Annotated in this window: 22 protein-coding genes; 6 read left to right on the top strand and 16 right to left on the bottom strand. The window is 62.4% G+C overall.

The features are described from left to right. Positions 1–43: 43 nt before the first annotated feature. From idi to ACOQFT_RS10640, 9 genes are all read right to left on the bottom strand, one after another. On the bottom strand, positions 44–586 hold the full coding sequence (gene idi, locus ACOQFT_RS10680; RefSeq protein WP_421597907.1) for an isopentenyl-diphosphate Delta-isomerase: 543 nt from the start codon (positions 584–586) through the stop codon (positions 44–46). Between the two features lie 208 nt (positions 587–794). Continuing rightward, positions 795–1,208 carry a c-type cytochrome gene (locus tag ACOQFT_RS10675; protein ID WP_421597906.1) on the bottom strand — a complete coding sequence of 138 codons (414 nt, stop codon included), beginning with the start codon at positions 1,206–1,208 and terminating at the stop codon, positions 795–797. A 113-nt stretch (positions 1,209–1,321) separates the two neighbouring features. Continuing rightward, positions 1,322–2,338 (bottom strand): P1 family peptidase, encoded by a 1,017-nt coding sequence (locus ACOQFT_RS10670; protein WP_421597905.1) that lies wholly within the window; start codon positions 2,336–2,338, stop codon positions 1,322–1,324. A gap of 81 nt (positions 2,339–2,419) precedes the next feature. After that, on the bottom strand, positions 2,420–3,166 hold the full coding sequence (locus ACOQFT_RS10665) for an SDR family oxidoreductase (protein WP_421597904.1): 747 nt from the start codon (positions 3,164–3,166) through the stop codon (positions 2,420–2,422). Positions 3,167–3,220: 54 nt separating this feature from the next. Next, the gene (arfB, locus tag ACOQFT_RS10660; RefSeq protein ID WP_421597903.1) at positions 3,221–3,640 is read right to left on the bottom strand and encodes an alternative ribosome rescue aminoacyl-tRNA hydrolase ArfB; all 420 of its coding nucleotides are present in this window, start codon (positions 3,638–3,640) and stop codon (positions 3,221–3,223) included. A gap of 263 nt (positions 3,641–3,903) precedes the next feature. Beyond that, entirely contained in the window at positions 3,904–4,548 is a 645-nt protein-coding gene (locus tag ACOQFT_RS10655) for a queuosine precursor transporter (protein WP_421597902.1), read from the bottom strand. Between the two features lie 91 nt (positions 4,549–4,639). Next, a complete protein-coding gene (locus tag ACOQFT_RS10650) occupies positions 4,640–5,521 on the bottom strand; it encodes an esterase-like activity of phytase family protein (protein WP_421597901.1) in 882 nt (293 codons plus the stop codon). After that, the gene (gene mepA / locus ACOQFT_RS10645) at positions 5,494–6,357 is read right to left on the bottom strand and encodes a penicillin-insensitive murein endopeptidase (protein WP_421597900.1); all 864 of its coding nucleotides are present in this window, start codon (positions 6,355–6,357) and stop codon (positions 5,494–5,496) included. Before mepA ends, ACOQFT_RS10650 begins: the two co-directional genes overlap by 28 nt. Further along, positions 6,354–7,721: an MFS transporter gene (locus ACOQFT_RS10640; RefSeq protein ID WP_421597899.1), complete on the bottom strand. Its 1,368-nt coding sequence runs from the start codon at positions 7,719–7,721 to the stop codon at positions 6,354–6,356. The genes mepA and ACOQFT_RS10640 overlap by 4 nt, the downstream gene beginning before the upstream one ends. A 131-nt stretch (positions 7,722–7,852) precedes the next feature. Here ACOQFT_RS10640 and ACOQFT_RS10635 point away from each other — a divergent pair, with 131 nt between their 5' ends. The 3 genes from ACOQFT_RS10635 (at position 7,853) to yaaA (ending at position 11,071) form a co-directional block, all read left to right on the top strand. Then, complete coding sequence (locus ACOQFT_RS10635) at positions 7,853–8,143, top strand: YggT family protein (RefSeq protein ID WP_170444148.1); 291 nt, start codon at positions 7,853–7,855, stop codon at positions 8,141–8,143. Positions 8,144–8,227: 84 nt separating this feature from the next. Further along, positions 8,228–10,267 carry a DNA helicase RecQ gene (gene recQ / locus ACOQFT_RS10630; RefSeq protein ID WP_421597898.1) on the top strand — a complete coding sequence of 680 codons (2,040 nt, stop codon included), beginning with the start codon at positions 8,228–8,230 and terminating at the stop codon, positions 10,265–10,267. A 33-nt stretch (positions 10,268–10,300) separates the two neighbouring features. Next, positions 10,301–11,071, top strand: coding sequence for a peroxide stress protein YaaA (gene yaaA / locus ACOQFT_RS10625; RefSeq protein ID WP_421597897.1), 771 nt, complete (start codon positions 10,301–10,303; stop codon positions 11,069–11,071). On the opposite strand, the gene ACOQFT_RS10620 is transcribed toward yaaA, so the two are convergent. Continuing rightward, positions 11,062–11,520 (bottom strand): VOC family protein, encoded by a 459-nt coding sequence (locus ACOQFT_RS10620; RefSeq protein WP_421597896.1) that lies wholly within the window; start codon positions 11,518–11,520, stop codon positions 11,062–11,064. The genes yaaA and ACOQFT_RS10620 overlap by 10 nt on opposite strands. A gap of 9 nt (positions 11,521–11,529) precedes the next feature. After that, positions 11,530–13,737: a response regulator gene (locus tag ACOQFT_RS10615; RefSeq protein WP_421597895.1), complete on the bottom strand. Its 2,208-nt coding sequence runs from the start codon at positions 13,735–13,737 to the stop codon at positions 11,530–11,532. Positions 13,738–13,853: 116 nt separating this feature from the next. On the opposite strand from ACOQFT_RS10615, the gene ACOQFT_RS10610 reads away from it, so the two are divergent. Beyond that, a complete protein-coding gene (locus tag ACOQFT_RS10610) occupies positions 13,854–14,702 on the top strand; it encodes a 2-keto-4-pentenoate hydratase (RefSeq protein ID WP_421597894.1) in 849 nt (282 codons plus the stop codon). Here ACOQFT_RS10610 and ACOQFT_RS10605 read toward each other — a convergent pair whose 3' ends face one another. Genes ACOQFT_RS10605 through ACOQFT_RS10590 form a run of 4 tightly spaced genes read right to left on the bottom strand, consistent with a single transcriptional unit; the run spans position 14,703 to position 21,380 of the window. After that, positions 14,703–16,745 carry a hypothetical protein gene (locus ACOQFT_RS10605; protein ID WP_421597893.1) on the bottom strand — a complete coding sequence of 681 codons (2,043 nt, stop codon included), beginning with the start codon at positions 16,743–16,745 and terminating at the stop codon, positions 14,703–14,705. Beyond that, positions 16,742–19,504, bottom strand: a complete 2,763-nt coding sequence (locus ACOQFT_RS10600) for a DUF4159 domain-containing protein (RefSeq protein WP_421597892.1) — start codon at positions 19,502–19,504, stop codon at positions 16,742–16,744. The genes ACOQFT_RS10605 and ACOQFT_RS10600 overlap by 4 nt, the downstream gene beginning before the upstream one ends. Beyond that, positions 19,501–20,376 carry a DUF58 domain-containing protein gene (locus tag ACOQFT_RS10595; protein WP_421597891.1) on the bottom strand — a complete coding sequence of 292 codons (876 nt, stop codon included), beginning with the start codon at positions 20,374–20,376 and terminating at the stop codon, positions 19,501–19,503. Before ACOQFT_RS10595 ends, ACOQFT_RS10600 begins: the two co-directional genes overlap by 4 nt. Next, positions 20,373–21,380, bottom strand: a complete 1,008-nt coding sequence (locus ACOQFT_RS10590; protein ID WP_421597890.1) for an AAA family ATPase — start codon at positions 21,378–21,380, stop codon at positions 20,373–20,375. The genes ACOQFT_RS10595 and ACOQFT_RS10590 overlap by 4 nt, the downstream gene beginning before the upstream one ends. Before the next feature lie 64 nt (positions 21,381–21,444). On the opposite strand from ACOQFT_RS10590, the gene ACOQFT_RS10585 reads away from it, so the two are divergent. Beyond that, positions 21,445–22,023 (top strand): DUF1285 domain-containing protein, encoded by a 579-nt coding sequence (locus ACOQFT_RS10585; protein ID WP_421597889.1) that lies wholly within the window; start codon positions 21,445–21,447, stop codon positions 22,021–22,023. On the opposite strand, the gene ACOQFT_RS10580 is transcribed toward ACOQFT_RS10585, so the two are convergent. Beyond that, complete coding sequence (locus ACOQFT_RS10580; RefSeq protein WP_421597888.1) at positions 22,020–22,961, bottom strand: DMT family transporter; 942 nt, start codon at positions 22,959–22,961, stop codon at positions 22,020–22,022. The genes ACOQFT_RS10585 and ACOQFT_RS10580 overlap by 4 nt on opposite strands. A gap of 176 nt (positions 22,962–23,137) precedes the next feature. Between ACOQFT_RS10580 and ACOQFT_RS10575 the strand changes: the two genes are divergently transcribed. Further along, positions 23,138–23,893, top strand: a complete 756-nt coding sequence (locus tag ACOQFT_RS10575; RefSeq protein ID WP_421597887.1) for a hydroxypyruvate isomerase family protein — start codon at positions 23,138–23,140, stop codon at positions 23,891–23,893. The last annotated feature ends 46 nt before the right edge of the window (positions 23,894–23,939 follow it).

Below are 23,939 nucleotides of genomic sequence, written 5' to 3'. Positions count from 1 at the left end.
GCGTTGATTTAGGCGGCTTGGGCGGCCCTTGCAAGCCGTACCGTCAGGTCTTGGCCGAGATGATCAGATCGGGACCAAAAATCGTGTCTGCATGGTTGTGCAGATAGATCTTGAGCCACGGCGTAAATCGATCCGGATGGCGCTGCACTTCGGCCAGCAGATCGTGGTAGTCGATCCAGCGGATATCCATGACTTCGTCCGGATTAGGCTCGATTTTCAGCGAGCCGCGCACATGGGCCAGAAAGACATCGACCACCTCATGCTCGACCATGTTGTTGCCGACATCGGCGTGGTATTCCAGCCGGTGGCGGTATTCGGGATACAGGCCCGTGATTCCAAGTTCCTCACGCAAGCGACGCACGGCGCATTCCGAGGGGGTCTCACCCCAGTCGGGATGGGTGCAGCAGGTATTGGCCCACAGACCGGGCGTGTGGTATTTGCCCATCGCCCGGCGCTGCAGCAGAATCTCGGTGCCGCGGACGACAAAGACGGACACAGCCTTGTGTCTGAGGCCCTTCTCATGCGCCTCAAGCTTATCCACGGGGGTCAATTCGCCATCAACCCAGGCCGGGATCATGATTCCCATCTGTCGTCTCCTGCTGCCGATCTGCCTGAAGGGCCATAAATTCGAAATTGACTTGGGCCGGATCGGCGTGGCTTTGCGCAATCATGCGGGCAAGGCATGACGGATCGCGCATACCCAAGGTGGCGCTGATCTATCCTGTGATCAAGCGCACGAAAGGCCGCAGGGGCTGCGGCCTTTTGTAACCTTAAGCGATGCGTGGCGTCAGGCGTTATTCGCCCGAAACACTGACGATATAGGCATAAACGTCTTCGCCGCCCTTCTTCAGCTTGAAGGTCATCTTGGATTTGGCAGCGGTGTCATCCAGATAGGATTTCAGGAATGTCTTGGGATCCTGGGCGTATTCGACAAAGGTGGCTTCGTCCCAGACCAGACCGTTCTCACCGGCTGCAACGATGCTGTCGCCATATTTGAAGCCTTCGACAGTGCCCGCAGTACGGCCCGCGATGCCATAAAGGTTCGGACCGGTCTTGCCGCCTTTGACGATTGCCTCGCCGTCGGGGGTGGCGATTTGGTGACAGGACTTGCATTTGTTGAAGGTCTTCTTCCCGGCCTCGGCGTCGCCTTCGGCGTAAACGGGTGCGGCCAGAAGGCCGATTATTGCGGTAGCGAGGATACGATTCATAGCTTGGGCTCCGATACAAATTGGCTGCGCCGAATGGACCGTCAGCGCAGGAAAGAGTCAACGCGCAGATTGCCGCGCGCCTGCACTGTGCCACTGCGGCATATTGGTCGTCCTTAACTTATGTCATGTGGTGCCGACCAACAGGGCAAAAGATCGCCGACCTCCGGGGTTGCCAGATAGATCGCCCGCGCGATGGCCCGCGCAAGGCAGACCGAGGCCGCATGGCCGATCAGCCCCAATTCCGATTCAGCCGTGACCGGACGTGCGCCTGTGCTGACCCCAAACACCAGATCGCCGTCGCCCGGCGTGTGGGCAGGCAGGATCGCCCGGGCAATGCCATCATGTGCCGCCACCGCCAGCCGCTGGCATTGCGGTTTCGACAACGCGGCATCGGTGGCAACGATGGCGATGGTGGTGTTGCCTTTGTCCGGCTCGGTCAGGCGCATGGCCTGAGCCTTGAGACTGGGTGCGGGCAAACCCAGATTGGCGCTGGAATCAGGCCCTAATCCGCCGAATTCACCGTCACATTCGAAGGGCGCGGCCCAGAAATGACGATCTCCGGGCGTGGTGACGCTGCCCAACGGGTTGGCGGCGACCAGGGCGCCCACGGTGATTCCATTGTCCAGCACCAGCGAGGCAGAACCCAGCCCGCCCTTGTGCCGTGCGGTCATTGCCCCGGTGCCTGCCCCTGCCGTTCCCAGCGCGAAATTCGCAGCAGCAGCTTCGAATGCGGCCCGGCCCAGGGCGCGATAGGGGTTTTCGACCCAATCCTTGTCGCCGCCATTCAACAGATCGAACAGGATCGCACCGGGTACGATTGGCACCACAGTGCCGCCAACCTGGTATCCCCGGCCCTGCGCACACAGCGCATCCGACACTCCGGAACAGGCGTCCAACCCAAAGGCAGACCCTCCGGACAGAGTAATCGCATCCACCTGCGAGACGGATTTGTCCGGGGCCAGCAGATCGGTTTCCCGCGTCCCAGGTGCGCCGCCCATGACGTGGACCGAGGCGGCAAAGGCCTGATCAGCCGTCAGGACGGTTGTCCCGGATTTCAGCGCAGCGCCCTGCGCGTTGCCGACCCGCAGGCCGGGGACATCGGTGATCAGGTTTCTCGGTCCGGGGGTCATTGCGATCTTTGATGTTGAGGCCGGAAAGCGCGCAGGCGCGCTGCCTCCGGCGGGGATATTTTTGGCCAGATGAAGAGCGGATCAGATACAGCGGCCACCATCGACCTCCAAGGCTGTTCCGGTGATCATGCTGGCCTCGTCTGAGCATAGAAAACAGGCGGCGTTGGCCATGTCCTCGGGGGTCGAGAACCGGCCCAACGGGATGGTCGACAGGAACTTGGCGCGCATCTCGGGCGTGTCTTCCCCCATGAAGGATTTGAGTAACGGTGTTTCCCCGGCCACCGGACAGATGGCGTTGACGCGTACACCTGAGGGGGCGAGTTCCACTGCCATTGTTTTGGTTGCGGTGATCATCCAGCCCTTGGACGCGTTGTACCAGTTCAGGTTCGGGCGGGGCGACAGGCCAGCAGTCGACGCGACGTTCAGTATCGCTCCGGCCTGACGCGATTTCATGTGGGGCACGAAGGCACGCGCGGTCAGGTAGACAGATTTCATGTTCACATTGAAGACGCGGTCAAAATCATCTTCGGAAACGTCTTCGAGCGGTGTGGGTAGGTGCGTCACACCAGCGTTGTTGACCAGAATGTCCAGTTGGCCGAACCGATCCAAAGCGGTTTCCGCCATGGTCTGCACCGAAGGTGCGCTGGCCAGATCCACCAGCTGCGCAATCGCGTTGGGCCCGAGTTGCCTGGCCTGAACCTCGGCCGCGTCACCGTTGACGTCGGCAATCATGACCCGAGCCCCTTCGGACAGGAATTTCTGCACGATTCCGGCGCCAAAACCCGACGCGCCACCGGTGACGATTGCGGTTTTTCCCTCTAACCTCATGACCTTGCTCTCCCTTACGGGATCAGACTAGCAAGGTGCCGCGAAACTACCAGATCAATCTTCCGCGATCTTGCCGCGCAGCGCTTTCACATCCGAACGCGCCTTTTTCGCCGCCAGACGGCGCTTGACCGAGCCATAGGTGGGTTTGGTGGCAATGCGCCGCTTGGGCTTGACCAGCGCGCGGGTGATCAGTTCGGCCAGACGGGCGCGGGCAATCTCGCGGTTGCGGGCTTGCGACCGGGTTTCTTCGCATTGGATGATGATCGAGCCGTCCTTGGTCCAGCGCCGCCCGGCCAGACGCTTCAACCTGTTCTTGACCGGATCGGGCAAAGACGGTGAACGCGCGGCCTCGAACCGCAACTCGACCGCGGTCGAAACCTTGTTCACGTTCTGCCCACCGGGACCGGACGAGCGGACAAAGCTCTCGGTCATTTCCCAGTCTTGCAGGGTGATATCGTCGGTGATGCGCAACATGGGGTGAACCTTATCCGGCACAGGCAGAAACAAAAAGGGCCGCCCCGGCGGGACGGCCCTTCGAAAGTTCAGGAGGTCGGGTCGGTTAGATCAATCGACCAGCCGGAGCGAGTGCTCCGCCAAGGGCTGCCCTAGCAGGCGATCCCCCCGGTTGTTCCGACACCTCTCTCCAATCTCTTTCTCGACACTGGATCACCTCCTTTTCTATCTGTTGCGGTTAACCGTGAGCCTGACACAAGATGCGCCATTCTCAAAGCACTTTTTTACGCAGGCTGTGCGGTCAGGCGCGCAACGATCACTTTGAACGGGATCAAGGCGATCAGCGCCAGCGACAGTTTCATCAGCCAGTCAGCAAATGCCAGCGTTACCCACAGCGGCGCCATCGGGCCGGTCAGCATGAAGGGCACGGGCTCCCACGCCCAGTTGATCGCGGCGTCTGCATTGGCCCCAAAGACAGTGACCGAGGCGGAAAACGCGATGGTGAAGAACAGCGCCGTATCCAGCGCCGAGCCGATCAGGGTCGACACCAGCGGCGCGCGCCACCAGCGGCCACCGCGCAGGGAATTGAACACGGTCACGTCGGTCAATTGGGCGATCAAGAAGGCGGTACCGGACGCAACGGCAATCCGCAGCGGCACGGCGGCATAGGTGAAGCCGTCACCTTGCAGCATGATCTGGCTGCCGATCAGCGAGCAGATGATACCGGTGATGAATCCCGCAAACACAACCTTGCGGGCGGTGGCTACGCCATAGACTCGGTTCATGATGTCGGTGACCAGAAAGGCCAGCGGATAGGTAAAGGCACCCCATGTCAGCAGCCCGTCAAAGATCAGGAACTGGACCAGGATGTTCGAGGCCACAACAATGGCGGCCATGGCAAGAATGCCGGGGATGTAAGCGCGTTGCATGTTTTGATGCCCGTTTTGACAAGGTAGCGGCGACTTGGCCAAGGGACCGTCCCAAGGCAAGCCGTGCGTTTAGACCTTTGGTTGCCCCGAGTCAATCCGGCAGCAGATATTCCACCAGCTCGGTGCGTTGCAGGGCCAGAAAGTTGTCATCCGAAATCATCGTGGCCCGCAGCCGCCCCTGATCGTCACGCCAGACCGACAGCCCTTCGAGGTTGTCATGCGCGCCGGTGCCGCTGGTGAACAGGGTTTCTTCGTCCCCGGGCAGGTCACCCGTGATCTGCCAGCGGCGCAGGCGGGTACGGAACCCGGTCAGCGACAGGCTGCGCTCCAACAGATAAAACCGGCCGTCTGGCCCGAAATCGGCAGAGACGGGCAGGAACTTGCCCCGCTGCGGCAGTACAAATGGCGCCGACCAGCCCTGCCCGTCCCAGCGATAGACGGGGATGTCACCCTGCCGGGTGCGGCTTTTTTCGGGCAGGGTATATAGGTGCCCTTGGTTGTCGATGGCCAGAGCCTCGAACGAGCCGTTCTGCTTCAGGTCTTCAAACGCCTTGGGGCGCGGCAGCACCCGTGCGTTGGCATCAGGGGCCGCATAGCGGGCCACGCGGTGCAGCCATTCGAATGAGATGTAATAGCTGCCATCCGGCGCGACCGCGATGCCCTCGGAATCCCCGGCACCGCCCGACAAGGGCCGACCCTTGCTGGACAGAACCGGCCAGTTTCCGATGATCCGAACGCCGGTGATCTGATCCCCATCCCGCGCAATGGCCGCGCGGACAAGAACCGCCCGATCGCTGAGCGCGATCATCTGGCGTCCGTTATCCGAGACATGCAGCGCCGAAAACCCGCCGAACCACTCGGCCTTGTGCCGCCACGCAAAGCTGTTCAGTTGGGTGGCCGTCTTGACCTCGACCGCCCAGACCGATCCGGCCAGCAGAACAGCAATCAGTTGGATTGCAAGACGGCTGCGCATTGTTGCGGCAAATCGGTCAGAACATATTCCCGGCGTTTCTTCGGTGCCGGGGCGTTCGGGTCGGGTGGCGGTGGGTTGAGAATATTGCGCACCCATTGCTGCGCCTCGGCACAGCCATCCCCCTTGGGCGGCGGATCCTGATTGACACAGCCGCGCGATCCCCTGGGGCATTTCAGGCGTACATGAAAGTGATAGTGATGCCCCCACCACGGCCGGATCTTGCGCAGATAGGCGCGGTTGCCTTTCTCATCTTTGCACATCTGAGCCTTGGCGCCGGGAAAGACAAAAATCCGCGCCACGCGCTTGTCCTTTGCGGCCTCTCGCAGCAGGGCGTGGTGCTGTTTCGTCCAATTGCCGTTCACATAGGCCCCGTTGGAGCGGCGCAGGGAAATTGACGAGATATTCTCGCGCGCCTTGCGGCTGAGGCGCATGTTGTCACCAGGCAGCATCCAGATATCGATGTCCAGACCCAGTTGATGCGAACGATGGCCGGATGTCATCGGCCCGCCCCGCGGCTGGCTGATATCCCCGATATAGAGACCATTCCACCCCGGTTGCCGCGCCGCAAACCGGCTGAGGTCCTGCACATAGTCGATCGACTGCGGGTGACCCCAGTTGCGATTGCGCGACAGACGCATGGCCTGCCATGTCGGCCCGGTTTCGGGCAATTGCACCGACCCGGCGGCGCATCCGCGCGAATAACTGCCGAACGCGGCCGGTTTTTGCTGTGAACTTTGCTTTTGCGCCCCGAACAATTGCTTGGCCAGGGGCTGCGCCCCCACTGTGCCCGCCAATGTCATCGCGGCGATTATTGCCAAAAAACGTAGTAAAATCATCTGCTCTGATCCCCTTCCGGTTTCACCCAGCGCATTAGGAACAACCCCAGAATAAACAACAGAATGATCGGTGACACCCCCAGCCGTGCGCTACCGGTGGCAGCTGTGGCAATCCCGATCAGCAAGGGCGCGGCAAAGGCGGTGGCACGGCCCGACAGACCATAAAGACCAAAGCTTTCGACCGGCGCCTTGGGATCGGTGTGACGCACCATCAGCGAGCGGCTGGCCGATTGCAGAATACCCCCCATACCGCCGATCAGAACGCCGCAGCCAAAGAACACCATGTCCGGCAGGCCCGAGCCTTCAGGCAGCGCGATGCCGTATATCTGCGTCCGGTCCATCGACACCACGGTGATGCAGACAAAGATCAAAACCCAGATCGCCACCAGAATGACCGGTTTAGGGCCGTATTTCTTGTCCATCTTGCCGCCGATCCAGGCAAAAATGGCCGAGGCCAGAACGCTGACAATTCCGAACACGCCGATCTTGATCAGCCCCCACTCCAGCACCAGCCGCGCATAGACGCCGCCAAAACTGTAAAGCCCGTTCAGCGCGTCTCGATAAAACATGGACGAGCCCAGATAGGTCGCCAGGCTGACCCGGTGCCGCAGGTCCGAGATCGATTTGCCCAGCAGGCGCAGCGCCTCACCAAAGCTGCCCGATTTGTTGCTGTCCGGATCATCGCGCACCCACAGGAAATAGGGCACCATGAACAGGACGAACCACCCGGCGGTGAAGGGGCCGACGAACCGCGTGCCTTCTTGCATGGCGGCGTCCAGCCCGAAGATCGGCTCCATCCCGATTAGCGTTTTGCCGTTGGGCTGTTCGACAAAAAGCAACAACATGATCGCCAATGAGATCAGCCCGCCGAAATAGCCAAAGGCAAAGCCCGAGCCGGAAATCTCTCCGACCTCGTTGTCATCGCCCAGATCGGGCAGTTGCGAGTTGATGAAGATCAGCGCGTATTCCGCGCCCACAAAGCCCAGCCCAAAGGCCGACAGCATCAGCCACATGTTCGAACCGTCCGGCATCGTGAACCACAGAGCGGCAGAGCCCACCGCATACATTACCGAAAAGGCGAATATCCACGGAATGCGCCGCCCTGACACATCCGCCATCGCACCCAATAGCGGCGCCCCGAACGCGATGATCAGCCCGGTGATCGTCAGGCAGTTGGCCCAGACCGTCTGCGCCCGCGCCGCTGCCGCCTGCGGCTCTAACCCGGTGCCCGAGAAATACCCCGCCGCAACCCCGGCGAAATAGGGGCCAAAGACAAAGGTGACCAGAAGGGTGTGAAACGGCTGGCTGGCCCAGTCAAAAAACCACCAGCCCCAAATGCGCTTGCGCTTGGAAATCTCTGCCATGACCGCCCCTGATTATCGTTGCGTTCATAAGACGGGGCTTTGTCCCGTTTCGCAAGCGTTCTGTTGGCGCGGGCTTGCTCTTTAAGGCGGGGGCGCTTAGGTCTCGTCAAACGTAACTGGAGTATTCGGACATGATGGCTATTTTCGGCCCCATCGACTTGATATTGAGCATCGCCTATTGGTTCGTCTTGATTCAGGTGATTATGAGCTGGCTGATCAACTTTCAGGTTCTCAATCTGCACCAGCAGTTCGTTGCTCAGATCTGGTATGGTTTGAACCGCATCCTTGAGCCTATCTATCGCCCAATTCGCAGGGTCATGCCCGATCTCGGCGGCATCGACCTGACACCTCTGGTCGTTTTGGTGATCATCATTTCACTGCGCAGCTACGTCCTGCCGGAATTGTTTCAGGCTCTGAGCTGACCCGAACCCCCTTGTTCACCGAATCTTAGTATGTGATTGTCCTGTCTTAAGAGCAGATAAACCTTAAAACAGGGCAATCCCCACATGTTCGACGCCGCGCCTTTGCTGCGAGATGTCTTTGGATTCGACGACTTCCGCCCCGGTCAGGAAGAGATCGTCGATGCCGTGACCGCAGGCGAGAACGTGCTGGCGATCATGCCGACCGGTGGCGGTAAATCCCTGTGTTTCCAACTACCTGCCCTGCTGCGCGACGGGGTGACGGTGGTGATTTCCCCACTGATCGCCCTGATGCGCGATCAGGTACGCGGGCTGCAAGAGGCCGGGGTCGAGGCCGGAGCGCTGACATCCGGAAACACCCCCGAAGAAACCGATGCGGTGTGGGCGGCGTTGGAGGCCGGGCGTCTGAAATTGCTCTACATGGCGCCCGAACGTCTGGCCGCCGGGTCGGCCTTGGGTATGCTGCGTCGGATCAATGTCAGCCTGATCGCCGTGGACGAGGCCCATTGCGTCAGCCAATGGGGTCACGATTTCCGCCCCGATTACCTGCGGATCGGAGAGTTGCGGCGTGCCCTCAACGTGCCCTTGGCGGCCTTCACCGCCACGGCGGATGCCGAAACGCAGGACGAGATCGTCGAGAAACTGTTCGACGGCGCCGCGCCGCGCAAGTTCCTGCGCGGGTTTGACCGGCCTAACATTCACTTGGCCTTTGCCGCCAAGGACGGGCCGCGCAAACAGATCCTCGATTTCGCCGGGGCGCGCAAAGGGCAGTCCGGCATCGTCTATTGCGGCACCCGCAACAAGACCGAGGTGCTGGCGCAAGCCTTACGCGCCGAGGGGCACGTGGCCTGCCACTATCACGGCGGCATGGAGGCCGAGGACCGCCGCATTGTCGAGACCCGCTTTGCCCGCGAGGATGGTCTGATCGTCGTTGCCACCGTGGCCTTTGGCATGGGGATCGACAAACCCGATATCCGCTGGGTCGCTCATGCCGATCTGCCCAAGTCCATCGAGGCCTATTATCAGGAAATCGGCCGTGCGGGCCGCGATGGCGGGCCTGCCGAGACGCTGACCCTGTTCGGCCCCGACGACATCCGCCTGCGCCGGTCTCAGATCGACGAGGGGCTGGCCCCGCCGGAACGGCGCATGGCCGACCACGCCCGTCTGAACGCTCTGCTTGGTCTGGCCGAGGCGCTGGTATGCCGCCGTCAGACCCTGCTGGGCTATTTCGGCGAACAGGCGGCGCCTTGCGGCAAATGCGATCTGTGCGATACCCCTCCCGAAGTGTTCGACGGCACCACCCCCGTCCGCATGGCCCTGTCCGCGATCCTGCGCACCGAGGAATGGTTCGGTGCGGGCCATCTGATCGACATCCTGCTGGGCAATGACACCGACAAAATCCGCGCCCGCCGTCATGACAGCCTGTCCACCTGGGGCATCGGCAGGGATTGGTCGCGCCCGCAATGGCAGGCGATCTTCCGGCAGATGATGGGCCACGATCTGGTGCGCCCGGACCCCGAACGCCACGGCGCCCTGCGCATGACCGAGGCCGCCAAGCCGATCCTGAAAGGCGAAGCCCAGATCAACCTGCGCAAGGACACGATCCGCAAGGCCACCCGCCGCCCCGCCGTCAAAATGATGGTGGCCGAGGAAGACGCACCGCTGCTGTCCGCGCTGAAGGCCAAGCGCCGCGCGCTGGCGGAATCCGCGCGGGTGCCGGCCTATGTGATCTTCCCCGATCGCACCCTGATCGAGATGGCTGAAAAGCGCCCCGTAACGCTGGATGACATGGCCCGCATCGGCGGCGTCGGCGCCAAAAAACTGGAACGCTATGGCGATACCTTCCTTGAGGTGATCGCCGGTGCGGTCGAAGCCGTCCACCCCGCCCGCCGCAAACTGGCCGGGCGCGATCAGGGCGAGATTTACGACCGGCTGCTTGAGGTTCAATCGCAATTGTCGCGCGGCCCCGACGGGATCGATAAGCCGCTGACCTGCTCGGCCTCGCAACTGGCCAAGGTTGCGCAATTGCGGCCCGATGACCCACGCGGGCTGGAACAGGTTTTGGGCGATCGTCGTCACGAAAGGTTTGGCGCCGCGTTTCTGGACGTGCTGGAACAGGCGGGCTAGATAAGCCCTATCAGGCAAGAAACGAGGGCGGATATGCTGGTAGTGATTTCCCCGGCCAAGCGGCTGGACTGGGCAGAACGGGACATTGAAGTCACGCAGCCCGACTTTCAGGACGACGCAATCCGGCTGTCGAAAACCGCTCGCAATTTGACCTTGGGCGATCTCAAGAAACTGATGGACCTCAGCGATGATCTGGCGCGCCTGAACCGCGACCGCTATCGCGCCTTTTCCGATGCACCGGAAGCAGACGTAACCCGCCCCGCCGCGCTGGCCTTTGCAGGCGACACGTATCAGGGTTTGGAAGCAGCTTCGCTGGACGCCGAGGAAATGGCCTGGGCGCAGGATCATCTGCGCATTTTGTCCGGCCTTTATGGCGTGCTGCGCCCTCTGGACGCGATTCAGGCCTATCGGCTCGAGATGGGCAGCAAGCTGAAAACCCGGCGCGGCAAGAACCTGTATGAATACTGGCGCGATCAGCTGAGCAAGGCTCTGAACACGCAGGGGGATCAGATCGGCTCGGACGTGCTGGTGAACTGCGCCAGTCAGGAATATTTCAGTGCTGTGGACCCCAAGGCGCTGAAACTGCGGGTGATCACGCCGGTCTTCATGGAGGACAAGGCGGGCACCCCCAAGATCGTCAGCTTCTTTGCCAAGAAGGCGCGTGGCGCCATGGCGCGCTACATCATCCAGCACCGCCTGACCGACCCCAATGGCCTGCTGGATTTCGACACCGGCGGCTATGAATATCGCCCCGACCTGTCAGAGAACGACAGGCCCGTCTTTGTACGCCCCTATCAGGCCTGATCCAGCATCGACGGGTCAAAGGCAACCAGTTCGACCGTATTGCCCTCGGGGTCCTCGGTGAAAATACCACGCCATCCGATCCAGCCGAACTGTTCGACGCGGTAGGGCTGGTTGATTTCGTCGTACCAGCGCATCACAGCCTCTTGTTCCTCAAACGGCAGGGACAGCGCGATGTGGTGCAGCGACGATCCGGCACCGGTCGCGGGCCTGTCGGCGCCGATCGGGTGCAACCCGGGGCGCGGGGCAGCCGTGTGGTGAAACAGCGCCAGCACCTGCGTGTGGCCGCCGAACCCTTCGGCGATGCGAAAAAATGTGATGGCGCTGTTGTGATCTCCGGTCAGGCGTTCCAGCCCGATCACATTCTCATAAAATTCAACCATTGCGCCCATATCGGCGCAACGAATGGCAATCTCGCCCAATCCACGAGGCTGAAATCCACGATCTGACATGGGCTCACGCTAGCTGGCGGTGGCGTCTTCGGCAATGACAGGCAAGGCCTCTTCTGGCTTGTGATCCAGAATCATCTGGTGGATTTTCCGTTTTTGCAGCGGCTTGGTCAGATAATGATCCAGCCCCGCCGACAGGATACCCTGATCATCCCCGGTCATGGCATGCGCGGTCAGCGCAACAATCGGCACATGCCGCCCTGTTTCGATCTCGCGCCGCCGGATTTCTGCCGTGGCCTGTTTGCCATCCATTTTGGGCATCGAGATATCCATGAAAATCAGGTCCGGATCGAAGTCCTGATTTTTGTCCACCGCCTCGACCCCGTTGCCCGCGAATTGCAAGTCGATGTTCAGGTCTTTGACCATCTTTTGCAGGATCAACTGATTGGTCCGATTGTCCTCTGCCGCCAGCACGCGCATCTGACGTTGGCGTTCGCTGGGCTGCTCAGGCGGGGTTTCCGGAGCCTCGGATCCCGAGTCCGGCGCCGCGGACCGCCGTCCCAGCATGGTCAGACGCGAATACAGCTCGGCCCTTGGGATGGGTTTCTGCAACACCCCGTCGATCAGGTGACGGGCCGGGTTGGCGTGGAGAACGCCGGGATTGGCCGACATCACCACCACCGGCAAATCGCCCCACCCCCTTTCCTTCAGCGTGGTTGCCAGCTCCAACCCGTCCATGTCCGGCAGGTCGTGATCGCACAGCAGCAGATCCACGCTGTCATCGACCGCAGCCAACGCCTCACCCCCCGAGGCGCAGACCGTGACCCGGGACCCCAGCCGCCCCAGCTGTTTCGCAAGGATGGCGCGGTTCACGGCCTGATCCTCGACCACGATCACATGGCGCAGGCGATCCGCCAGATCGGGCGGTAAGGGTTGCGGCCCTTCAACCGTGGGCAGCGATACCCGAAACCCGAAACACGACCCCTGCCCCGGTTCGCTTTCGACCCAGACCGTTCCGCCCATCAACGTCACCAGCCGGTTGGTGATGGCGAGCCCCAGCCCGGTGCCTTCGAATTCGCGGTTCTTCTCGTCTTCGACTTGATTGAATTCACCAAAGATATGTCCGATCTTGTCTGCCTCGATCCCGATGCCGGTATCCTCGATCGCGACGTGGATATCGCAAGTGTTAGTCTCTGAATTCGGTACCCCGGTTGCGCGGATCAGCACGTGCCCCTCAGCGGTGAACTTGACCGCGTTGCCCACCAGATTGGTCAGCACCTGCCGCACGCGGCCGGGATCGCCGACAAACAGGGTCGGCAGGAACAGGTCATAATCCACCAGCAGCGACAAACCTTTGTCACGCACGCTGGGCTGCAGCAGCATCGCGACCTCAAGAATACAGCGTTCGAAATCAAACTGTTCGGGGTGCAGGATAAGTTTGTCGGCCTCGATCTTGGAATAATCCAGCACATCGTTGATGATCACCAGCAACGCCTCGCCCGAGTTGCGGATGGTGTTGAGATACAGGCGCTGCTCCTCGTCCAGCGGGGTTTCCGACAGCAGTTCCGTCATCCCGACAATGCCGTTCATCGGCGTTCTGATCTCATGGCTCATATTGGCCAGAAAGGCGGATTTGGCCCGGTTTGCGGCCTCGGCCCGTTCGCGGGCGGCGTTCAGTTCGGCCTCATGCCGGACCGAGGCGGTGATGTTCAGGCCCAGGCTGACCACGTCGCCGCCATTGCCGCGCTGGTCGATCATCTTGAAATATTCGCCGTTCCACAGCTTGATCACCACCGGATCCGGATGCGGCTGCGCCCAGCGCGCCAGCATTCTTGCTTGCCAGTCCGCCGCCTTTTCCGCCCCGGTATCGACCAGCCCCTCATCCGTCAGAATCTCGAGGATACGGGCGTAGGTTATGCCGGGCACTACCTCATCCAGACCGTCAAAAAGGCTGAGGTAGGTCGCGTTGGCGCCGATCATGCGGTTATGGTGGTCAAAGAAGGCAAAGCCGTCCTGAATGGTCTGCATCGAATGCCACAGGCGGCGCTCGGCCACCTCGATCTTGGCATTGGCCTCGGTCAGGTCGGACTTGACCTTTTCATTCTCGTCCCGGACGTTTTCAACCTCGGCCTGGGTTTCGCCGATGCGTTTGGTCAATGCCATCGCGTGCAGGCCCAGCTTGCGGTTGGCCGAGGAAAGCTCGGCCTGTTTCATCGCCAGCAAACGCTCGGCCGCCAGCCGCGCGCGCCGTTCCTGTGCCAGTTTGTTTGCAAGACTCATCTTTGGTGATCCCGGACCGTTCCGCGACCAGCATCCGGGCAGAGCGTGAAAAAGTGTTTAAGCCGTTGCCGAACCCGCGCGCCCCGTGTCAGAGTTTTGAAAACCGGAGGTCCGCCATGCGCTTTACTCTCGCCACATCGGCACTTTGTTTTCTTGCCTCAATCGCATCGGCGCAGGCCGATTGCGCCACGGATGCGCAGGTGGATCAATACGTGCAGGACTATCTGGCCAAGACGCCCACGCCTGCCCTTTCTGCCGGTGGCAGAATGGAGGACGCGTTGTGCACCCAAGCCAAAATTGTCGCCGCATTAGAGCCGCATCTAGGCCCGGTCATCGGCTACAAAGCAGGCCTGACCAGCGCCTCGGCGCAGGGGCGTTTCGGGGCATCCGAGCCGGTTCAGGGTGTCCTGTTCCGCGACATGATGCTTGAGGACGGCGCAAAGGTGCCGATCACATGGGGCGCCCGTCCGGTGTTCGAGGCCGATCTGGTTCTGGTCGTCGGGGACGCGGGCATCAATCAGGCCACGACACCCGCCGAGGTCATGGCACACATCTCGGCCATCCGCCCCTTTATCGAACTGCCGGACCTGACCCTGGCCGAGGGCGAACCGATCACCCCGGTGACCCTGACCGCCATCGCAGTTGCGCCAAAACTGGGCGTGTTAGGGTCTGAAGTACAGGTTTCCGACCCTGTCGCGATGACACAGGCGCTGGCGGACATGACCGTCACGCTCAGCGCCGCGGATGGAGAGGTTCTGGCACAGGCCCCCGGCACGGCGGTTCTGGGACACCCGGCAAATGCAGCCCTGTGGCTGATGTCCAAAGGGATCGCGTTCCAGCCCGGAGACATGATCTCGGTCGGATCCTTCGGACCGCTTGTGCCGCCTGCCAAAGGCAAGGGCGGCGCATCGGCCACCTATGCCGGATTACCCGGCGACCCTACGATCAGCGTGGTGTTCGAATAGTCAGCGCCACCCCTCGCGCAGCCAGCCGGCCAGCAGGAACCCTCCGGCCAGCACCAGCACCAGCCACGGTGGCAGCAAACCGGCCTGCGTGACGTCGCGCGTCTCATAGGCGTTGCGCGGGGTCAGGCCGATCCAACCGCGCCCCGAGGCCGGACGCCCGGCGCGGACATTGCGGATCGACGGCAGACCGTCCTCCAACCGCATCGCACCGCCGCGCAGCTCGTCCAGTACGGGCTTCAAAACCTCACTGGTGGCGATGGTGCGTTCAAATTCCTTCGGCGCGGCGGGGCCCAGCCCGATCACCGCCATCTGGTCACCTTCCTGCAGACGGTAAAGGCCGATCTCGGGCCCGTAATACAGCGACTCGAACCGGCCCGGCGACACCTCATCCAGCGTAATTTCAAGCGTTTCGCCATTCGGGCGGGTGATGGTGACCGGCCCGACCTGATCCTCAAGCGTCTGGCGGATGATACGCATGAATTGGCCGTTGGCCTCGGCCCACAGGGCTTCTTCCTCCAACTCGGGCTCTTTCATCATCCAATGGGCCAGACGGCGCAGCAGCTCCAGCTGCGGGCCACCGCCTTCGAACCCCCGGCTCCACAGCCAGGCATGGTCTGACGCCAGCAGCGCCACGCGCCCTTCGCCTACACGGTCCAGCACCAGCAAGGGACGTTCATCCACGCCGGTCATCAACAGCTCACCCGTGCGGTGGTTCACGTCGATCTGGCGCAGCCACGCGCCCCAATCCTCGGAATCGCCCAGATTGGTCGTCACCGGATGGCGATGGCCCAAATCGGTCACCATGGGCACAAAGCGTTCCTCGATCACCCGCGCCGTAGGCTGCGCCGGCAGGATCGGCGCCAGAGGTGAGCGGAAAATACTGTCGGCGCTGGCGAAATCCGGCCCGGCAGCAATCAGGACCGCGCCGCCTTCGTTGATGTAGTTGGTGACATTGTCCAGATAGATCGCAGGCAGGATGCCGCGTCGCTTGTAGCGATCAAAGATGATCAGGTCGAAATCGTTGATCTTTTCCAGAAACAGCTCGCGCGTGGGGAAGGCGATCAGCGAGAGTTCGTCTACCGGCACGCCGTCCTGTTTCTCGGGCGGACGCAGGATGGTGAAATGCACCAGATCGACCGAGCTGTCGGATTTCAGCAGGTTGCGCCATGTCCGGCCACCGGGATGTGGCTCGCCCGAGACCAGCAGCACCCGCAGCCGGTCGCGCACGCCGTTCATCTGGATCAGAGCGGTGTTGTTGCGGTCGGTCAGCTCGCCCTCGGCCTGCGGCACGGTGAACTGGATGACGTTGCGACCGCCATGGGGCAGCGTGATGGGCAGTTCGACATCGATGCCGATGGGGATGTTCAACTGTTCCGGCTCGGCCCCGTCGACCGAAAGCTCAAGCGGCGCGGTCACGGCCCCAGCAGGGGCGGCGCCGCTGTCTTCGATCCGCAGGGTCAGGGTCACGGACTCACCAATGATGGCAAAGGCGGGCGCGTTGCGGACGATCAGGCGGCGGTCCCAATCACTGTCGCGCCCGGTCTGCAGCAAGTGCAGCGGCGCGGGCAGCTCGGGCGCCTGATCGACATCATGCACGATGCCATCCGACACCACCAGAATACCGGCGATCCGGGCACGCGGTTCCTCGGCCAGTGCCTCGTTCAGCGCGGCCATGACCTGCGTGCCTTCATCGCCGTTGCCATCACCCACCTTGATCCGGCGCAGTTCGGTATTGTCGCGGGATTCGATTTCGACGGCCAGGTCCTCGGCTGCCCGTGCTGTCTGATCCGCCCGGTCCGAGAGGGTCTGGCTGGCGCTTTCATCCTCGATCATCAGCACGATGTCGGTCAGCGGCGCGCGGTCTTCGACCTGATAGACCGGTCCCGCCAGCGCGGCGATCACCACCAAGGCCGCCAGCCCGCGCAGGGCCCAGCCGGACAGGCCGCGCCACAGGGCCAGAATGACACCCGCCACTGCAATTGCGGCAACGATGGCCAGAACCGGCCACGGGATCAGCGGATCGAAGATGACGGTTCCGGTCATTGTCCCAACCTGTCCAAAAGCGCAGGCACGTGGACCTGATCGGATTTGTAATTCCCGGTCAGCACATGCATCACCAGATTGACGCCGAAGCGACTGGCCAGCTCGCGCTGACGTTCCCCCGCATAGCCACGCCCCACCGGCAGCAGCGCCTGCCCGTTGCGGTCCACCGCCCAGGCCGAGGCCCAGTCATTGCCGCCGATCACCACAGGGGTCACGTTGTCGTTAAGGTTACGGAAGGGCATGCCTTCGATCTGTTCCGCATCCATCGGGGCGGCCTCGACCCAGACCTCGGTGCCTGCATACCGGCCCGGGAAATCCTGCAGCAGATAGAAGGCACGGGTCAGCACATGGTCGCGGGGAACAGGCTCTAACGAAGGGATGTTCAGCGGCCCGGCCAGTTGTTGCAGCTTGCGGCCATTGGGGCTGGCGGCACCATACCGCGCCACGTCCGCATCCCGCGTGTCGAACAGGATCATGCCGCCCGAGCGCAGATAAGCGTTGAGCTTGGCATAAGCCTCGACCGAGGGCTGCGGCTGATCCGGCGTGATCGGCCAATAGAGCAGCGGGAAAAACGCCAGCTCATCGCGTTCCAGATCCACACCGATCGGTTCGATCGGCTCGACCGAAGTACGATAGTACAGCGTTTGCGACAGCCCACGCATCCCCGCGCCGGCCACTTCGTCAACCTGCGCGTTGCCGGTCAGCACATGGGCCAGCACCAGTTCCTGCGTGGCATTCAGGGCAAATTCGGTCTCTTCCGGCGTCTGCGCCTGTGCCTCGGGCACCAGCATTACCGCACCCAGCGCAACCGCCGCCGCTTTGGCCAGACCGAGACGACCGGACAAAGCCAGCGAGGCGATGACATCCACGGTCAGCAGCAACAGCGCAAGGCTGAGCAGCAGCCCCCCGATCGGTGTCTCGTTGTTTACTTCCTGCCCCTTGATCGGCACATCCGGGGGCCAGATCACCGGGTTCAGCACCGCATCCTCGGACAGAACATTCAACGCCAGCTTCTGCTTGCCGCTTTCATAAAGGCCGGGCTGCAAATCCGGGCCGATCGTACCCGAGATCAGGTCGGAGCCCTCAACACCCGCCAGATTGCCCGCATCCGACAGAGTACCAAACCCGTCCATGACCTGTATCGGCTCCCACGTTGTGCCCTGCAACTGAGCCTCTTGCCGGGATTTGGCGGCCGAGGCCACGGCCAGACGATCCAGCATCTCAACAAACAGGCCGGACAGCGGCAGGCTGGACCATTCCGCATCTGCGGTCACGTGGAACAGCACTACCTGCCCCAGCCCCAGCGCCTTGCGGGTGACCAAGGGCGTGCCGTCCGACAGCGATGCAATCACCCGATCAGCCAGATTAGGGTCTGGTTGCGCCATAACCTGCGTGGTCACCGTGACATCACCGGGCACCTGCAAGCCATAGAAAGGCGAGTTTTCCGGGAACGGTGCCAGCCCTTTCGCCTCACCCCAACTCATCGCGCCACCGACCGAGCGGCCACCACTGCGCAAACGAACGGGCAGCAGGGGATCCGCGGCATCGCGCCCCATATCGCTGGCGGCCATGCGCGGTCCGGCAAAGCGCAGCAGCAGCCCGCCCTGTTCCACCCATTCGATCAGCGTGGCCTGTTCGCTGTCGGACAGTTTTGCCACATCGGCCAGAACGATCACATCCGGGTTGGCGGGCAGAACCTCCAGCAGCCCACCTTCGACGAAATCCGCCGTGGGTTTCAGAACCTGCGTCAGATAGTGCAGGGGCGAGAGCAGCTCCAGCCCTTCGCGGTTCAGGGTTCCGGCGATCAGGGCGACCTCGCGCCGACGCAGGCTGTCATCGGTCAGCGTCACCGCTCCGGCGGAACGCTGGCCTTGAATTTCGAACCGGGTGATGCGGGCGCGCAGTTCGGATGGCAGGGCCAGATCCACTTGCGCCAGGGTTTCTCCGCTGGGGAATTCCATCTCGGCCGATTGCAGGACACGCATCGCACCGGCCGGATCGCGGCCCTGCGCCAGCACGGTAATTCGGTCGACGGGTCCCGGCACCGCACGTTGCGCAGTCAACTGGATCACACCGTCCTGATAGGCAGCAGGCAGGATCGCAACCACCGGTGCCGCAGATTGATATACCGTCACCGCACCCTGCGCCTGCGCCGCCGCCAGAACCCGGTCATGGCCGTCAAAGCTCAGGTGGTCACTGAACCAATGGGTATCAAAGCCCCCGTCCAGCTGATCCAGCGCGGCCAGCGCCTGATCGATCTGAGTTTCGGTGGGCTGCCAAGGGGTCGGCGTCAGGCCCGGCAGGCGTCCGCGCCATGCCTCAGCCGCCTGAAACACCGGTGTTTCGGGTTCGGTCAGGCGCAGGATGGCCACGGTGCGCCCCGCCCGCCCGGCCTCGGTCAACTGCGCGTCGATCTGATCCAGTGTCGAAGACCACCGCGTTGCCCCCGCCCAACTGGCATCCAGCACCAGCAGCAAAGGCCCTGTCCCGGTTTCATCCCGCGAGGGGTTCAGGACCGGACCGGCCAGCCCGATGATGATCGCCGCCGCCGCCAGCATCCGCAATAGCATCAGCCACCACGGGGTGCGGTCCGAGACGCTTTCGTCATCCTTCAGCCCCAGCAGCAGCGTCACCGCCGGGAACAGACGGCGGATCGGAGCGGGCGGGACGGCACGCAGGATCAGCCACAGGATCGGCAGGGCCAGCAGACCCAGCAGCACCCATGGGGCGGTAAAGCCGATGCCCGCCAGAACCGTCATCGCGTGCCCCCGTCCAAGGCCCGATAGAGCCACAACAGAGCCGCTTGCGCGCTGTCTCCGGTATGGTGCAGGCCCAGCTGCCACCCCGTCGCGCGACACAGCTGCGTCAGCGCATCCTTGCGTTTGGCAAGACGGTCCAGATAACGCTCGCGCAGGTCTCCGGCCTTGAGCGTTTCATGCCGGACCGAGCCGCCAACGCTTTCGAATATTGTCCGGCCACGATAGGGAAAGGTTTCTTCGCCCGGATCGAGAACTTGCAACAGCACGCCCCGCACACCGCGATCGGCGGCTTTGGCCAGGGCCAGCTCGACCTCATCCAGCGGGCCAAGAAAATCGGAAATGAACACGGCGCGGGCATGGGGGATCATGGCGCGGTGTTCGGGCGGGGTATAGTCGGTGTCGGAATCTTCGGACCAAGCCTGCGCCAGACGGATGACCTGCGCATTACCACGCCGGGGCGGCAGGGTAGTGCCGGTCAGGCCGACCCGCTCGCCGCCGCGCACCAGCAGGATGGCCGTGGACAGGCCCAGCAGCCGCGCGCGGTCGGCTTTCGTTGGCAGAGATTTGTCCGACGCAAACCGCATCGACGCGCCCTGATCCACCCACAGCATCACTGATTGCGCAATCTGCCATTCGCGTTCGCGCACAAACTGCTGATCCCCACGGGCCGAGCGCCTGTGGTCAATCATCCGGCGACTGTCACCGATCTGCGCCGGGCGGTATTGCCAGAAATCATCACCAAGCCCAGAACGTCTGCGCCCGTGGTCGCCCAGCAGTACCGTTCCGGCCAGATGTTCGGCCCGCGCCAACAGGGGCGGCAGCCGGGACGCCTCGGCCTCGGATCTTTCGCGAAGGGTCAGCGCGGCATTCACGCCGCAGCCTCGGTGCGGATCAACCCGGCCGCGGTCGAGTCGATCAGATCGGCCAAACTGTCACCACGCGCCCGTGCCGCGAAGTTCAGCGCCATCCGGTGGCTGAGCACCGGGCGCGCCATGTCCAGCACATCCTCGGCATTGGGCGCCAGCCGCCCTTGCAGCATCGCCCGTGCCCGCACCGTCATCATCAGCGCCTGCGCCGCACGGGGGCCGGGGCCCCAGGCCACGGTTTCGGCCACACGTTCGGACACGCCTGCCTCTTCGGGACGGAAGGCGCGCACCAGATCGAGGATCAGTTCCACAACCGAATCCCCCACCGGCATCCGGCGCAGCAAGACCTGTGCGGCCAACAGTTCCTCTTTGGTGAAAATCTCGTGCGCGTTTTCTTCTTCGACGCCCGTGGTCGCCAACAGGATATCGCGCTCGGTCTGACGATCCGGGTAGTCCACGTCGATCTGCACCAGGAATCGGTCCAGCTGCGCTTCGGGCAGCGGATAGGTGCCTTCTTGTTCGATCGGGTTCTGCGTGGCCAGCACGTGGAACGGCTCACCCAGCGAGCGATCCTCACCCGCCACGGTCACGGTACGTTCCTGCATCGCTTGCAGCAGCGCCGACTGCGTTCGCGGGCTGGCGCGGTTGATCTCATCCGCCATCAGCAATTGACAGAAGATCGGGCCGGGAATGAACCGGAAATGGCGGCTGCCGTCATCGGCGGTATCAAGAACCTCGGACCCCAGAATATCGGCGGGCATCAGGTCGGGCGTGAACTGGATACGGTTGCCATGCAGGCCCATCACCGTCGACAACGTCTCGACCAGTCGTGTCTTACCCAGACCCGGCAGACCGATCAACAAGGCGTGACCACCGCACAGCAGCGCGGTCAGGGTCAGATCCACGACCCTTTCCTGCCCGATAAAGCGGCGGGTGATCGAGGATTTGGCCTCTTGCAGCTTGTTTTCCAGCGCTTCGATCTCGGACACGAGGTCGGCAGGTTCGGTCATGACTTTCCCTTCCGTGGACTATTATGATTGAAGTGTATCGCGCTGAGAGGAAATGGCAAAAGCAATGAGCGGACAAAAACCTGTGACACCTTCGCCTGATGGCCTGGCTGCATCAGTTCAAGCGGCCAAATCCAGGGGATTGCCCCCCGTTCACCTGTGGAATCCTCCGTTTTGCGGCGATCTGGACATCCGGATCGCAAATGATGGCACATGGAGTTATTTAGGCTCGCCCATCAACCGGTTCGAGCTTGTGAAGCTTTTTTCCTCAATTCTTAAGAAAGAAGACGGGAAATACTATCTGGTGACCCCGGTCGAAAAGGTGGGAATCACGGTCCAGGATGCCCCCTTTGTTGCCGTAGATTTCGATATCGAGGGCGAAGATGAGGCGCAAAACCTGAGTTTCACCACCCATGTCGGCGACACGGCGGTGGCCGGGCCAGACCATCCGATCCGCATTGTCATCGATCCCGAAACAGATGAGCCGTCGCCCTATATATTGGTGCGCGCGAACCTTGAGGCACGGATTGACCGCAAAAGCTTCTACCGCCTCGTGGACATCGCCGAACACAGTGGCGACTGGTTCGGCGTCTGGTCCGGCGGGCAGTTTTTCCCCCTGATCAAATCCGACGGTCTGCCGGACTAAGCGAGCTTCGCAACTTTCCGGTCCTGCGCCAGCACAACCGCCATCGCCACGATCCCCGCGCCCAGCGCGCGGGTCCAGTTCCACTCCTCCCCCAGCACCAGCATGATCAGCATCACGTAAAACGGCGCGATGTTGATGTGGAACGAGGCCAGCGCCACACCCAGCCGTCCGACCGATGAGATGAACAGAACCTGACTAATGCCCATCGCCACCAGCGCGTAGATGCCCAGCATACCGATCTGCTGCACATCGATGGGCGCGGTCGGCATGACCTCCATCCCCATTTGTCCGGCCACCAAGAACAGCAGCAGTGCCGCAACCAGCCCGCCCGCAAAGGTTATGGTGCTGCGCCCGGTCTGGCTGAGTTCGGGAAAGTCCCGCGCGGTCGCCATACAGGCCCAGCAGAACAACCCGGTGGACACGATGGCACAGGCCGCGCCCATCCCCAATTGCGCCGGAGCCACGGCGCTGGTGGCGATGAGGCCGCCAATGATCGACACGACCACGCCAAGGGCAAAGTTCCACCGCAACCGCCGCGTTCCCGTCGCCAGTTCGATCAGCGTCGCAAACAGAGGCGCGCATGAGGCGATGATCGCCACGGTCACCGGATCCGTCATCTTTTGCGCCAGAATGATCAGGAACATGCCCGCGCCCAGCATTGCGCCGACAAACAGCGCATGCCCCCAGCGCGCCCGCAACACACGGTCCCAGCCGTCGATAATGAACCAGACCGGCAGCATGACCGCCACCGCCAGCGCCAGCCGTGCGGCGAACAACGCGACCGGAGGCCAGCTTTGCAGCAACACCTCAGCCGCCGGAAACCCTGCCGCCCATGTCAGCATCGAGGCAACGGCCAAACCATTGCCGGACAAGACGGAATTGCCGCCGCCTGACACAGAGAGAGTGCTCCCGCGCGCGGGGTCAGGGCTCATTGCCATGGGGTTCATACCTTCTGTTGGCACGGCGTCGTTGAAATGATTCGCCGTCTAGTTCGGACCGTCTCTGATTCACGCGCGGCGTTCTGGCCGATTTTCGACAATCTGTCGTTTTTGATCCTCTTTCGCTGAAAACGCCTCGCCGCTAATCTCGGCGCAGAAACTGACCGAGACCGCCCATGCCCAGATTTGCCGCCAATATTTCCCTGCTCTTTACCGAGCTTCCCTATCTGGAACGCTTTCAGGCGGTGGCCGAAGCCGGGTTCCAAGCGGTCGAGATCCTGTTCCCCTATGAACTGGCCGCCAAGGAAACCCGCCGCGCACTGCTGGCCAACGGGCTTGATCTGGTGCTGATCAACGCCCCGCCGCCGAATTACACCGGGGGGCAGCCCGGCTATGCCGCCATTCCGGGTGGCGAGGCGCGGTTCCAATCCGATATCCGCCGCGTGCTGCGCTATGCCGATATCCTGCGGCCGGGGCTGATCCACATCATGTCCGGCTATGGCTTCGGACCGGATGCGCAGGAAGTATTTGTCCGCAACCTGCAATGGGCAGCCGATTTCGCCCCGCAGCAACAGTTCACCATCGAACCGCTCAACCCGGTGTCCCAACCCGGCTATTTCCTGAATGACTATGATCTGGCAGTGCAGGTGCTGGACCAGGTGGACCGCCCGAATATCGGCCTGCAATTTGATAGTTTCCACGCCCATATGATCCACGGCAATGCGCAGACGGTCTGGGACCGCTTTCACCCTCGGGTCGTCCACGCCCAGATCGGTGCCGCCCCGGATCGCCGCGAACCGGGGCACGGGCCAACAGATTTCGGTCGCCTGTTCACCGCCATGGACGCCGCAGGCTATGCCGGTTGGGTCAGCGCCGAATACGCGCCCTCAACACCCCGCACCCCCGACAGTCTTGGCTGGATGCGGGTCTAGCTCTGGTCTTTTGACGGAAAATGCAGCACATCTGGGGCAACTCGAC

Source organism: Ruegeria sp. MALMAid1280 (assembly GCF_049195285.1).
Lineage (GTDB): Bacteria > Pseudomonadota > Alphaproteobacteria > Rhodobacterales > Rhodobacteraceae > Ruegeria.
Note: the sequence above shows the minus strand (reverse complement) of the source record. Positions and strands in the feature narration are given on the sequence as shown.